Below are 13,164 nucleotides of genomic sequence, written 5' to 3'. Positions count from 1 at the left end.
CCCAACAGAACGACACTGAGGCATACGAAGCGTGCAGAGCCTCTGCTACTGCAAAGAGAGCGGCATGCGAAGTGGCGAAAGCGGCAACGTGCTCATACGATCAGGTCCAGTGACGATAACTCGTAGCGGATATGCAGCCTGAACACGGTGAGCGACAAGCGCGGTGGGTGGCCGGTGCAATGACTAAAAATAACGCCAAATCCATATTCATCTTCGTTTGGATCGCGCTTTGGCTCTACCTTTCTTTGGGTATGATTCTGATATCTTTTAGCGCAATTCAATTCTTTTAGCGCAATTCAATTTCAGGAGCAGGTGATCGGGGCGCTTAGCACCGCCAGCAAGACAGTGTCGATCGCCACGATACAACTCGAGGGCCGCCACTATGCCAATAACGTTGCCATCCTGGAGAAATTGAAGAGCTCCCAGGACGAGGATGTCGGTTCGGACGGGGGTAAGGGGCCAGTTGATTTTGCTAGGCTGAGGGATCTGTCGGCCTTGTTGACCCCTGTTTTATTCTCCAAGGTAGACCCTCCTCCTGCCGCTCCGCAAATCGCTGAGGAGATAGAAAAACGCTGCGACGCAATGAGTGCGCAATCGGCTTCTAAGGATACGTGTACCGAGTTTGTAAAAATATACCGAGAAGCTTCTGGCGTTGTGCCAATGAATACCAAGCGTGACGAGATATTAAAGAGTATAGGTGCCTACCAGTTGGCTGTTGATAAATACGAATCGTCACCATCATATAGCGCATCGAAAGATCTTGATAGTTATATTAGCTTCGGGAAACTTGTTTTCCCTTGGATGCCTGAGGCGCTTCCGCTAGCGTCGCTTCCTCATCCGATGCTTGTTCTCATAGTGACGGTGTCGATGGGAGCGCTCGGAAGTTTACTGTTCATGCTGCAACTCCACCTTTCTCCCCGCGGAAGCGTGAGCCCGTACGAAAGCTCCGTATCGTGGCATTTGTTCCGGCCCCTGCAGGGAATGGCAGCCGCGCTTGCTATATTTCTGCTTGTGAAGGCGGGCCAATTGTCAGTTGGGTCGGGCGTCGGCCCGGGCGCCGGCAGCCCTAGTGAGCTAAATGTATTTGCCCTAGGCCTCTTGGGTGTCTTGTCCGGCTTGCTCGCCGACGGCGCCATGGAAAGATTGAGTTCCGCGGGCATCGAACTGCTTAGTACGCGCCGGCCGACCGAGTCCGAGGTCGATAGCAAGGACGCTCGGAAGTTCGGCGAGTCGCAAGACGAGGATCAAGAAGAAGGCGCTTCACCCGGAAATACAGCAACAGGCGAACAGCCGGCCGGCATGCGTTCCTAGCTACGTTGGCAGTCGTTAAAAGGCTCAAAATCGCGCGGCGCGGAGGCGGTGTTTTCCTACCGGCGACCGTCCGAATAAACGTCGCCCCGCACAAATCCTCTCGAGGACGCGAGGTGTCGAACGGTATCCGGGTGGGCTGGGCTTCCTGGAAGCTTTCCGGACTTCCGGCCTCGCATGCGGCGTCGTCGTGGGAGTTTTCCATCGGAGGTGCGGTAAGCCTCGAAGGCGTTGATTACAGCCGGGCCGCCGCCAGCTTCGCGGATTCGATGCGCGTGGCTTGGGACGGAGCGAACCGCTCCCGCGCCGCGGCCAGCACGGCCGCCGACGCCTTCTCCGGCGAGCCGGCGTCGAAGGGTGGGGCGGGATCGTACTCCATGCGCAACTGGATGCCCTCCGCCGTAGCACGGTCGAATAGCATTGACGCCAGCGTCAGGCCAAAATCGATGCCAGCGGTCACGCCGCCGCCGGTCACGCGATTGCGGTCGACACACACGCGCTCCTTCGACGGTATGGCGCCGAACATTTCTAGGATGTCCCGTGCGACCCAATGGCTGGTCGCGCGGTAGCCCCTTAGAAGGCCTGCCGCGCCGAGAATGAGCGAGCCTGTGCAGACGGAGGTGACGTATTTCGCGCCACTTGCCTGTTTGCGCACGAAGTCCAGAACTTCGTCGTCGAGCACCATCTTGTCCGAGCCATAACCGCCAGGAATGCAAATCACGTCGAGTTGCGGGCAATCCGCAAAGGTCGTCGTCGGCGTGAGGATGAGCTTCGTGTCGCTGACAATCGGTTCGATTTTCTTCCAGACCAAATGGACGTCGGAGATGCTGGCGAATGTGTGGGCCGGTCCCATCAAATCAAGTTGAGTGAGCGCCGGATAGCAGAGAAAACCAACCTGAAGCGGCAATGACATAATATAGTCTCCAATAAAGCCAGCAAACAATCCGCACGGCACCTCACGCCTCCACAACGACGTAAAGCCTACCTTTTCAGCCCCCGCCAATAGTGGCAGGCGTGCCATCGCATGCCCGGCCGATGGTCGAGCTTTGCAACCTTGATTTGTCTACTTGCATGATTTTGCGTCTTGCGCCCATACTCCCGAAGGATGAGACCAGCCTGAAGCCATCTCAATCAGAACGCCTTCAAAGACACATCTGCTGCCGGGCTGCCTCTCCTGTTCTTTCGCTGGAAGGGTAATCGGGTCCTTATGGCAAGTGCGAAGATCGGGCTACTGATCGGCAAGACAGGACCGCTCGCCATCTGGGCGCCATCCTGCGTCAATGCCGCGATCATCGGCGCGGCGGAAGCGAATGTCGCCGGCGGCGTGCTCGGGGCGGAGATCGACCTCGTCGTGCGCGACGCCGGCTGGGATGCGTCGACGACCGTGGACGCCGCACTCGATATGGTTGAGGTCGACGGCGCTTCCGTCATCGTCGGGCTCATCGGATCGAATTCGCGAGACCAGGTCTCGGCAGCGATCGGCAACAAGGTCCCGTTCGTCTATACGCCCACCTATGAACGGAACTCCAGACGGAGCAACGTAATTTCGCTGAGCGCTACCGACGACGTGCTGATGCGTCCGCTCCTCGGCTGGATCGAGGAGCGGTTCCAGGCGCGACGCTTCTTCCTGATAGGCAGCGACTATCGGTGGCCGCGCGAAACCATGCCGCGTTATGCGCGGATGATTTCCGAGTGGGGCAACAGCGTTCTCGGCATCCGCGCGCGGCCGATCGATGCGCCTGACGCCTGGGACAACCAGATGGCCGAAGAGTTGAAAAGATTGAAACCCGACATCCTGCTGGTTTTTCTGGTGGGAGATCAAAGCATCCCGTTCTACCGCGCGTTCTCACACGCGGGGCTAGCCGCGAAGATTCCGCGTTTCGCCATCGCCACGGATGAGACCATATTGCTCGGCCTGGGCGCAGACCAGACCGAAGGCCTTTTCGCCGGCGCGCACTACTTCGCGTCACTGAGCTCCGATTCCAATTCGCGCTTCAAGGAGCATTACTGGAACGCCTTCGGCGATACGGCAGCGGTGCCGAACACCTATGGTCAGTCGTTCTACGAAGGCGTCAGCTATTCCGTTGCTCTCATGAGGGCGGCGGGGTCGACGCAGGGAAAGGCGACGCTGGCCACCCCGGCCAGCTCGATCGAATTCCGGTCGGCCAGATTTGAAACCAGCCTGACAAATCTGACCCGCCTCCCTCCCGTCTATGTCGCCGAGGCCAACGGCCTGTCCTTCGACATCGTTGCACGCTATTAGCGGGATGAACATCGGCGGCATCCACGCGGAACATTTGCAAAAAGCGATGGCGGCGGTAGCCCTTTGTTGCAGATGACATGATTTCAGTAGATAGTTTAGCCGGGTCCGACGACGCATTTGCAGAAACTTGAAGGACACATGCATGCCCGGCACTTCCATACCTTCGAAGGTGGCACTTCTGATCGCCAGCCTGAACAAACAGCTTCAGAAGGAGATGGAAGAGCAGCTGCGCCCGACGAGAATACCGGGGGAGCAGATTCGCGTCGTCGAAGCCCTGGCGGCGCCGTCCTACAACAAAGGCTTGGAAATGTCGGCTTTGGCGCGGCTATCCGTCGTCGACCCCTCCACCCTCACCAAGGTTGTGGACCGCATGATTTCCGAGGGATTGGTCCAGCGCGCCGCCGATCCGAACGACCGGCGGCGGGTGAGGGTGCTGCTGACGCCGAAGGGGTTTGCCGTCTTCGAACAGTTGCGGCCGTTCCGTGAGCGGCAGGAAGCGGAGCTGCAGCAGATCCTCGAGCGCACGCAGGAGACCGGCGACGCAAACACGCTGATGACGATCCTCGAGCAGCTTTGCCAGCGGCAGCCAGGCCAGAAAGACGCTGGCTAGCGGACTTGCGGGCGAAAGTTTTGCCGCTGCCGCCGATTGTCGGTTGCTACATGTCGACGCTTACTCGGCCGGCTGCGATATGAGCGGAACGTAGAATTCAGCCACGGTACTCCAGCCTTCAGAACCTCGCTCCCACCGTGCCAGGTACTTGCCGCGGATCACGTTGGGCTTCCAGGTCGCTTCCCATGAGCCTTCCTCCGCCGCCGTCGTTCCGCCGACATGGATCGTCTGGGGGTTTCGGGCGGCGGTCACGAAGGCCGGATCCGAGAAGGTGCGTTTGAAGTAACTGTGGATGGCGTCACCGCCATCCATCAGTTCCCCCGAGCTTGCGAGAATTCTGGCATCCCCGCGAAACACGGAGGCAACGGTGTCGAAGTCGTGGCGAGCGATCGCCTCGTTCGACTTTGCCCGCAAGGCTCGGATGGCAGCTTCATCAAACGCCGTTTGAGCGGTCATGTTTTCTCTTCGTCGCTGAGTGGACCTGTTTCGATCAAGTCGCCGGCACGGCGGAGCCGAATTTCGCGCGAACGTCCCGAGCCGTCTGGCGTCCGTTGTTTAGAAGATAGAGGATATCGATGCCGTAGGTGAAAAAGCCGAATCCCATGCGCGCAAACTCTGGAATGGTATCGAGGGAGGTCAGGGCGATGCCCGCGACGATCCCATTTTTCTTTGCCGCCGCAACGACCGCCTCACATGCCGCCCGAAGCTTGGGATGCGGCACGCCGGGCTCGATACCCAGTGACAGGGCGAGATCGCCGGGTCCGATGAAGACTACATCGACGCCGGAGGTGGCGGCGATCGCGTCGACCGCGTCGACCGCTTCCTTGGTCTCGATCTGGACGATCACGACGGTGCTCTCGTTCGCCTTGGCCCGATAGGCGGCGTCATCCTGATAGTAGTTTGACGCACGCCAGGCGCCGGCGCCACGTGTCCCGTCAGGGGGATATTTTGCCGTTGACGCTGCGGCGGCTGCTTCTTCCGCGGAATTGACCATCGGCACCATGATGCCTTTCACGCCGGCATCCAGTGCCGCTTTGATATATTCCGGCCGATTCCACGGCACCCGGTAGACGACGGCCGTGCCATGCCTGTCGACGCCGGGAAGGATATCGATCAGCGCGCTGGTCGGGATCGGCGCATGCTCCCCATCGACGAGCAGGAAATCCATTCCAGACTGCGCCATGGTTTCCGCGACGATGGGATGCGGAATTTGAAGCCAGCTACCGAACACCGCCTGACGGGATTTGATTTTCTGAACGAATGGGGTGTCGTCGGCCATCGGCGCGAGTTCCTTCCTAAGTTGCTCGGATCGTCTTTGGGTGAGGCTATCGCACCCTTTGCCGGACTAAGCAGTCATGTCGCCGGCGCTTGGTATCCCCCCTCGGGAGGATACCTCCAACCCGGCGACGATTGCCAATATAGCCGGGAACACAGCCGGCCGAAGTTCGCACTCGTGGGCTTTGGCGCGGACGATTGGAGCCGGCCTCGCTGTCTTCTCAAGAGCGAAGCGCGCCAGCAACGCAACTCTCAGCGTCCAAATAGTATCATATGCAATATTTTCATTTGACATTATATACGGTTCCATTTTCACTGTGTGAATACGGTCGATACAGGCGGACCGATCGGGGAGGAGTCCGATGGCACTGCAGAACACATCGAACTCTCTGAGGATCGAGCAACTGGCGACGTTGCTCGCGGCCTTTGTCGACGTTCTCCTGCCCGGCGGCGACAGGTGGCCGTCGGCCAGCCAGGTGGGTGCACAGCACGCCGTCCTGATGCGCTTGTTCAGCAAGCAGGGCGAAGCAATGCTGGTTTCCATCGCCGAAATCCTGATGGCCCATAAGGCTCCATATGAAGGGTTGTCCGCCGATCAACGGATCAACGCCGTCGCGGCGTTGGAGGCCGATCAGCCGGCGGTTTTCGCATTGCTGAAGGGCATGACGAACTATGCCTACTACGAGAGCCCGGCCGTGGTCGCGGCCATCGACGCGCGCGGCATTCCCTACCGGCTGACGCCGCACCGCGACGGCTACTTTATTCCGGCCTTCGAGGCGTCGCAGACGCCAAAACATCACCGGGGACGCTTTCTCACGACGGACGACATTACGCCCGTGGATGCGTCGCACCTTGAGCTAGAACAGAAAACCACCGAGCGTTGGGGATTACGGCGATGAGCGCGACGATGGACAGTGCCTGCGATGTGCTGATCATCGGTTCTGGCGCCTCGGGTTCGCTGTCGGCACTGGTATTGGCGCAGGCCGGCCTTGACGTCCTGTGTCTCGAGCAGGGAAATTGGGTCGACACGAAGGAACGCGCCCACGAGCGGCCCGACTGGGCGTGGCAACGCCAGGACACCTGGAATCCAGACGTCAACAGCCGTAGCAACACGGACGACTATCGGGTCGATACGAACGCCAGCCATGTCCTGATGTGGAACGGCGTCGGCGGCTCCACGAATGTCTACGGCGCCATCTGGCCGCGCTATCGTCCCTCCGACTTTCGCAAGGGCGATGAGCATGGGCTGCAGCCCAACTGGCCGATCTCTTACGAGGACCTCGCCCCGTTCTACGAGCGGGTGGATCGGCTCCTGGGCGTCAGCGGACTTGCAGGCGATCCGGCGATGCCCCCGCGCGAACAGTTCCCCACCAAGCCGCTACCATTCTCCAGGTCGGCGCAAAAACTGTCGAAGGCTTTCGACAGGCTCGGCTGGCATTGGTGGCCGGCCGAAGCCGCGGTGATCTCGGAGGACTATGACGGCCGGCCCGGCTGCAACAGTTGCGGCTTGTGCTTCGGCTGCTCACGCGGTTCGATGTCGCTGTTTTCGCAATCGGTTTGGCCGAAAGCCCTTAGGGCGGGCGCCCGGCTGCAGACCAATGCGCGCGTCCTCCGGATCGAGATCGGCCGGGACGGCCGGGCCACGGGCGTGGTCTGGAAGGATCGCATCAGCGGCCGCGAAGAGCGGACGCGGGCGAACGTCATTCTCCTTGGCGCGAACGGCGTAGGCACGCCCCGCCTGCTGCTGACCTCCGACAATCTCGCGAACAGTTCGGGAATGGTTGGTCGGAACCTGCTCCACCACACCCTCGTCTCGGCGCAGATCCAGGTCGAGGAACAAGTGGACGGTCATGTCGGCCACATTGCGTCGCTGATCTCGAGGGAGTTTGCCGAGACCGATCTGTCACGTGGATTCGTCAACGGCTTCAACTTCAACTGCCTGACATCGAGCCCGTCTGCCGCGGAACTGAGCAATGGCTGGCTGGGCGGCTCGGCCGCTCCCTGGGGCAAGGGCCACCACCAATGGTTCGAGAAGAACTTCGGCCACAGCATCACGCTGCTCGCCATGGGCGACGATCTGCCGAACCCCGAAAACCGCGTCTATCTCGATGATGCGGTTACCGATGCGGACGGCATTCCGGTCACGCGCGTCAACTATGCGCCTGGCGAGAACGACCGCCGGATGATGAATTTCGGGCTGGACCGGCTTGTGGACATTGGCCGGGCGGCTAACGCCATCACCATCGAACTCAACGATTACCGGGATACGCAAGGGGTCTACCGGACGCCTGCATGGCATCTTCTCGGAACGTGCCGGATGGGAGATGACCCGGAGATGTCGGTGGTCAATCGATGGAACCAGGCGTGGGACGTCCCCAACCTGTTCATCGTGGACGGTTCGACTCTGGCAACCGGCGGCGTCGTCAATCCGACGCCGACGGTATCGGCGCTGGCGCTGCGCGCAGCGGAATATGTGCGGGACAACTATCTCGAACTAAGCCGTACGACGCGGAGTGCCGTGACCTAGCCGGGATTGCACTTCGTCCGGAGGAGCCGGACTCGGCGGAGAAAACTCGGATTATGTTTGGTCAGAGAGGTGCTTAGCAGAAAGATCATCTGTCACCTCACCGCTCGTACGAAAAAACCTTCTGCCAGATCGGCGATATAATTCCTGGTACTGGGGTATCGATAAATAACAATACCGGAGGTATTAGACTAGAATCGTACAATAGAACTCTCGAAAGTCGAGAAAATTAACTTCCACAGAAAAGCAGAACAGGGGATCACAATGACTTCGGAGCTTATTGAAAATGGGAGACTGTCCATGTCGATGAACCGGCGGATGTTTACGCTACTGGACGATCGACCTCACTGAAGCCTACCGGAAACGTGACGGAGGGACTGCCGCTGGCATTGAAAGGCATTGTGAAGCGGCACAGCCGCAGGACATCCGTATCAAGGATCTGCTCCAGCTCAGACCATGTCGGCGACTGAAAATTGTAAACCGGCACAATCAGCGCATCGACATGCTGGAAGACGAGCCGCAGCGATCCAGCGAACCGATTGCGCTCGATCGAGGTGCGCGCATACGCCACCGGGTCCAGGCTGCGGCCGGACTGAAGACCCTTTGTAATCCGATAGCCATATTCATCGGCCATGGCCGGAAATGTCTCGGCGTGAACGGCCGGGTGAGGAAATACTGCCCGATGCTGAGGAGCTGCCGATGGAGCTTCAGGTACTTCAATGCCGACAGCGGCTTGGAGATGCGCACCTTCAGCCCGCAGCCGACATGGTCTTGCAGGTTCCGCCCCACGCCTGGCAACTCATGTTCGACCTTGACGCCGATCCTGCGCAAATGTTCGGAGTCTCCGATGCCCGAGATCTGAAGAAGGAGATGCGGCGAATTGAACGCGCCGCCCGACACGATCACTTCGACATCGGCATGGATGGTCCTGGCGCTTCGACCTTGCAGATATTCCACTCCGACAGCGCAACCGTTCCTCAGCAAAATTTTCGACGCCACCGCCTTGGTGATAACGGTCAGATTGCTGCGATGCCTGATCGGCTTAAGGTAACAGCGGGACACGCTCGATCGGACACCGTCCGCAATCGTGGCATCGCATGGGCCGACACCTTCCTGATTGCCCGCGTTCAGGTCGTCGTTATAGGAATAGCCGGCCTGCTGGGCTGCCTCCATCCATGCTTTGGATATGGGACTGGAAATTCCTGCTCGCGTAGTCGACGGGACGCCTCCGCCGCCCCAGCTTTCGGCCTTTCTGAAATGAGGGAGGACGCTGTCGTAATTCCAGCCTCGGTTGCCGAGCTTCGCCCACCCGTCATAATCGGCTCGATTGCCTCGGACATAGATCATGCCGTTCACGGTGGTGGATCCTCCGACGCTTTTCGCGCGGGGGATGAACATTACCCGCCCATTCACATGCGGCTGCGGAACTGTGTGGTAGCCCCAATCCAACTGCAATGTCTGCATCAGGCGGTAGTAGCCTGCGGGCATATGAATAAACGGACTGTTGTCCCACCCGCCCGCCTCGATGAGAGTCACGCGAATGCGCGGGTCCACGGTTAAACGATTGGCGAGAACAGCGCCGGCAGCGCCGGCACCGATGATGATGTAGTCAGCCATGGTCTTCCCGCCACACCTATGCAATTCTGAGATATCAGAATACAGTGGTCCTACCGGATGTCAAAACCTGTGCCGCGATATGGAGACCCCGCCGCCGCAGGCGACCGGAACGCAGAAATCGCCATTCTGCACGAGGCGTTTGGTGGTGACTGCCGACAGCGCCCTCGGGATGAGCTATGGATCGTTCCGGCCCGATCGTGGTCGCGTCGCTTTCAGGTCAAGGCGGAGCCCCGATCGCCTGACATTTTGATTGACAATCGGCATCGCGGCTCTACGCTCTATTTCTGAAATATCAGATTTCAGCAAGCGGCTGCGAACTGTGGCGCTGTCGCCCTAAGAACGGACGACATTAGAATGATGGTGCTTCCCGGCTACAGCGCGGATGAACTGGAAAAGCAGTACAATATCCGCCTCGCAAGGCCGGACCTCGACAGCGCCGTTATCCCCGACTGGACGCGTCGCAGCGCCGAGTTTCGCGCTCGTGCCAAGGGGAGTATCGACCTGGCGTATGGCGAGCGGCCGCGGGAGCGGCTAGACTTCTTTCCGGCCGGCGACAACGACCCCGTGCTTGTCTTCTTTCACGGCGGGTACTGGCAGCGTTTCGACAAATCGGTCTTCAGCTTCATCGCTGCGCCATTCGTACAGAACGGCGTCTCCGTCGCCGTCGTCAACTATGATCTCTGTCCGTCCGTCCGCATGTCGGATATTCCGCCGCAGACGCGGCGCGCCGTGGGCTGGATCTGGCGTAACGCGGCCGAACTCGGGTTCTCGCGCGAGCGCGTGTTCGTCTCCGGAAATTCGGCGGGCGGGCACATCACGGCCATGGTCATGGCCACCCACTGGAGGGAAGAGGCCGGCGGCGGCCTGCCTGCAGACCTGGTCAAGGGCGGCATCCCGATCTCCGGCCTGTTCGAACTCGAACCGCTGCGCCATACCTCCATCAACAAGGGTCTCGGTATGGACGCCTCCGAAGCTGCGTCGCAAAGCCCGATCAACGTTCCGCCCGCAACCGACGCGCCGCAGCTCGTAGTCTGCGGCGCGGACGAGAGCGCGGAATTCCATCGTCAGTCCGACCGCTACGCCCATATCTTTACAACGCCGGCGCGCCGGATGGAACGCTACACGGTTCCAGGCCGCGACCATCTCACCGTTGCCGACGAACTGGCGGATGAATCCACTGTCCTGTTCGAAAAGGCCCTGAAACTCGTCGGATCGTGAGGCGGCGCCTGCCGTTAGTTCGGAGAAAGACCTTGCCAACACGAAACATCAACCCCGCGACCGTGCCCCCGCCGCTCGGCCTGCACAGCCAGGCCGTTCTCACATCGGGCGCGGGCCGCTTCCTCCACATCGCTGGCCAGATCGGGATGCGTCTGGACGGCAGCACCCCACGGGACTTCGCCTCACAGGCCGATGCGATCTGGCGCAACATCTGCGCGATTCTCGAGGAGGTCGGGATGAGCGCGTCCAACCTCATCAAGGTCGTCACCTATGTCACGGACGCGTCCCAAGTGGGCGAACTCAATCCCGTGCGGGTAAAGTATTTGGGCGATACGCGGCCCGCCTCGACGCTGATCGTGGTCAAGGCGCTGCTGAAGCCGGAATGGCTCATCGAGGTGGATGCTGTCGCCTTCGCCCAATAGCGGCGCTCTCGTCGGCGCGCCTACGTGAAAGGCGATGCCGCAGGAACAATAAATGACGAACGGCTCCATCATCCTCCTCTGGGAGGAGGGTGGCCCAGGGCACGGAATGTTATCCACCAGCAACATCTTCTTTCGGGCCGGCAACATCGGGAGCCAATATTTTCCCGAATGCCTGATTGCTGGCACATGTGTGCGGCAAATGCAGGGAACCCCGGAAGTCGACCGATGAACCTGCCCGTCGGCGCGCGATCGATTTCGCAACCCATCGGCCAGAGACACTCTAATCCGTTCGGGCAGTCTGCGAGGGGTATATCAATTTATGCTGGCGATCGCCGCGAAGAATGAGGCGGAGGGTTTTGCTTCGGAGCAGAAGCCCTATGCCATCCGTGTCCAGAACCTTCGCAAATCATTCGGCGCCCTGGAGGTGCTGAAAGGCGTCTCGCTGACGGCGCGCGAAGGCGACGTGGTGGCGATCATCGGCGGCTCGGGTTCGGGCAAGTCGACGCTCCTGCGCTGCATCAATTTCCTTGAGACGCCGACGAGTGGCAAGATCGTGATCGGCGAGGAGGAAATCCTCCTCGGTCCTGATGGCACGCCCGTCAACCGCCGGCAGATCGAACAGGTCCGGCAGCGGCTCGGCATGGTGTTTCAGTCGTTCAACCTGTGGAGCCACAAGACGGTGATGGAGAACCTGATCGAGGTTCCGATCCATGTCCTCGGCATGCCGAAAGCGAATGTGATCGCGCGCGCTGAGAAGCTGCTGGCGCGCGTCGGCCTGCCAGAGAAGGCGGGGACGTATCCGGCTTTCCTGTCTGGCGGTCAGCAGCAGCGCGCGGCAATCGCGCGGGCGCTGGCGATCGAGCCGCGCGCCATGCTGTTCGACGAACCGACCTCGGCGCTCGACCCCGAACTCGTCGGCGAGGTGCTGAGCGTCATCCGTGGCCTTGCGGCCGAAGGACGCACGATGGTGCTGGTGACGCACGAGATGAAATTCGCGCGCGAGGTCGCCGACCACGTCGTCTACCTGCACAACGGGCTGATCGAGGAGGAAGGTCCACCCGAGCAACTGTTCGGTACACCGAAGTCGGAGCGGCTGAAGCAGTTCTTGAAATCGGTCCTCTGACAATTCCGAATTCCACAGGGAGGGAACTATGAAAATCAAGCTGGTTGCACTCGCGTTTGCCTCGGTGCTCGCCTTCGGGTCGGGCGCCATGGCGGAACAGGTAAAGGTGGGCATGGGCGCGTTTCCCGCGCCGCCGTTTTTCGCGCCCGACGCGGCGGGCAAGTTTACGGGCTGGGAACCAGAGATCCTCGCCGCCATCTGTGCCGACCAGCAACTCGACTGCACAATTATGGGAGTGTCCTGGGACGGCCTGATCCCGGCGCTGACGTCTGGCCAGATCGACATGATCATGTCGTCTATGTCCATCACACCCAAGCGGCAGGAAGTCATCGACTTCTCCGACAAGTATTACAATTCGCCGATCTTCGTCGTGGGCGCCAAGGATGCCAAGTTCGATGCGACGCCCGAGGGACTGGCCGGGAAGACCATTGGCTTGCAGACCGCCACCATCCAGGAAGCCTACGCCAAGAAGTACTTCACCCATTCGACGGTGAAGTCCTACAAATCGTTCGACGAGGTCCTTCAGGATCTGGTGGCCGGCCGCATCGACGCGACGATGGCGGAATCGCCCTATATCGAGAAGTTCGTCGAAGAGGCGGGCGCCGCCTGCTGCGACGTCAAGGGCGCGGTCAAGCCGGACGTCGAGATCTTCGGCCCCGGCGTGGGCGCCGGGTTCCGCAAGGGCGAGACGGCACTCAAGGACAAGGTCAACCAGGGCATCAAGAATATCCGTGCCAACGGCACCTACGACAAGATCAGCACCAAGTACTTCAAGTCGTCGATCTACGGAGACTGAGGACTGCC

Annotated in this window: 14 protein-coding genes; 9 read left to right on the top strand and 5 right to left on the bottom strand. The window is 60.2% G+C overall.

The window, feature by feature from the left end:
• Nucleotides 1-312: 312 nt before the first annotated feature.
• Nucleotides 313-1,311 carry a hypothetical protein gene (locus tag LB558_RS06885; protein WP_224696845.1) on the top strand — a complete coding sequence of 333 codons (999 nt, stop codon included), beginning with the start codon at nt 313-315 and terminating at the stop codon, nt 1,309-1,311.
• 232 nt (nt 1,312-1,543) lie between these two features.
• Here LB558_RS06885 and LB558_RS06880 read toward each other — a convergent pair whose 3' ends face one another.
• Complete coding sequence (locus LB558_RS06880; RefSeq protein ID WP_224696844.1) at nt 1,544-2,221, bottom strand: DJ-1/PfpI family protein; 678 nt, start codon at nt 2,219-2,221, stop codon at nt 1,544-1,546.
• A 294-nt stretch (nt 2,222-2,515) separates the two neighbouring features.
• Between LB558_RS06880 and LB558_RS06875 the strand changes: the two genes are divergently transcribed.
• A complete protein-coding gene (locus LB558_RS06875; RefSeq protein ID WP_224696843.1) occupies nt 2,516-3,571 on the top strand; it encodes an ABC transporter substrate-binding protein in 1,056 nt (351 codons plus the stop codon).
• Between the two features lie 169 nt (nt 3,572-3,740).
• Nucleotides 3,741-4,181, top strand: a complete 441-nt coding sequence (locus LB558_RS06870; RefSeq protein WP_224696842.1) for a MarR family winged helix-turn-helix transcriptional regulator — start codon at nt 3,741-3,743, stop codon at nt 4,179-4,181.
• 60 nt (nt 4,182-4,241) lie between these two features.
• Here LB558_RS06870 and LB558_RS06865 read toward each other — a convergent pair whose 3' ends face one another.
• Together LB558_RS06865 and LB558_RS06860 are read right to left on the bottom strand one after the other, a co-directional pair.
• Nucleotides 4,242-4,637, bottom strand: a complete 396-nt coding sequence (locus LB558_RS06865; RefSeq protein ID WP_224696841.1) for a YybH family protein — start codon at nt 4,635-4,637, stop codon at nt 4,242-4,244.
• Between the two features lie 34 nt (nt 4,638-4,671).
• Nucleotides 4,672-5,460 (bottom strand): HpcH/HpaI aldolase family protein, encoded by a 789-nt coding sequence (locus LB558_RS06860; RefSeq protein WP_224696840.1) that lies wholly within the window; start codon nt 5,458-5,460, stop codon nt 4,672-4,674.
• A gap of 358 nt (nt 5,461-5,818) precedes the next feature.
• Between LB558_RS06860 and LB558_RS06855 the strand changes: the two genes are divergently transcribed.
• On the top strand, nt 5,819-6,355 hold the full coding sequence (locus LB558_RS06855) for a gluconate 2-dehydrogenase subunit 3 family protein (RefSeq protein WP_224696839.1): 537 nt from the start codon (nt 5,819-5,821) through the stop codon (nt 6,353-6,355).
• Nucleotides 6,352-7,983: a GMC family oxidoreductase gene (locus LB558_RS06850; protein WP_224696838.1), complete on the top strand. Its 1,632-nt coding sequence runs from the start codon at nt 6,352-6,354 to the stop codon at nt 7,981-7,983. Before LB558_RS06855 ends, LB558_RS06850 begins: the two co-directional genes overlap by 4 nt.
• A 319-nt stretch (nt 7,984-8,302) precedes the next feature.
• On the opposite strand, the gene LB558_RS33135 is transcribed toward LB558_RS06850, so the two are convergent.
• Nucleotides 8,303-8,551 carry an amidase family protein gene (locus LB558_RS33135; protein WP_224696837.1) on the bottom strand — a complete coding sequence of 83 codons (249 nt, stop codon included), beginning with the start codon at nt 8,549-8,551 and terminating at the stop codon, nt 8,303-8,305.
• Entirely contained in the window at nt 8,470-9,597 is a 1,128-nt protein-coding gene (locus LB558_RS06840; RefSeq protein ID WP_224696836.1) for a GMC family oxidoreductase, read from the bottom strand. The genes LB558_RS33135 and LB558_RS06840 overlap by 82 nt, the downstream gene beginning before the upstream one ends.
• A gap of 354 nt (nt 9,598-9,951) precedes the next feature.
• Between LB558_RS06840 and LB558_RS06835 the strand changes: the two genes are divergently transcribed.
• The 4 genes from LB558_RS06835 (at nt 9,952) to LB558_RS06820 (ending at nt 13,156) form a co-directional block, all read left to right on the top strand.
• Nucleotides 9,952-10,815, top strand: a complete 864-nt coding sequence (locus tag LB558_RS06835; protein WP_224696835.1) for an alpha/beta hydrolase — start codon at nt 9,952-9,954, stop codon at nt 10,813-10,815.
• A 32-nt stretch (nt 10,816-10,847) separates the two neighbouring features.
• Entirely contained in the window at nt 10,848-11,237 is a 390-nt protein-coding gene (locus tag LB558_RS06830) for a RidA family protein (RefSeq protein WP_224696834.1), read from the top strand.
• A gap of 319 nt (nt 11,238-11,556) precedes the next feature.
• Complete coding sequence (locus LB558_RS06825) at nt 11,557-12,360, top strand: ABC transporter ATP-binding protein (RefSeq protein ID WP_224696833.1); 804 nt, start codon at nt 11,557-11,559, stop codon at nt 12,358-12,360.
• 28 nt (nt 12,361-12,388) lie between these two features.
• A complete protein-coding gene (locus LB558_RS06820) occupies nt 12,389-13,156 on the top strand; it encodes a transporter substrate-binding domain-containing protein (protein ID WP_224696832.1) in 768 nt (255 codons plus the stop codon).
• Nucleotides 13,157-13,164 lie beyond the last annotated feature (8 nt).

It is taken from the genome of Mesorhizobium sp. CO1-1-8 (assembly GCF_020164875.1).
GTDB lineage: Bacteria > Pseudomonadota > Alphaproteobacteria > Rhizobiales > Rhizobiaceae > Mesorhizobium.
This window is presented reverse-complemented; position numbering and strand designations above follow the sequence as displayed.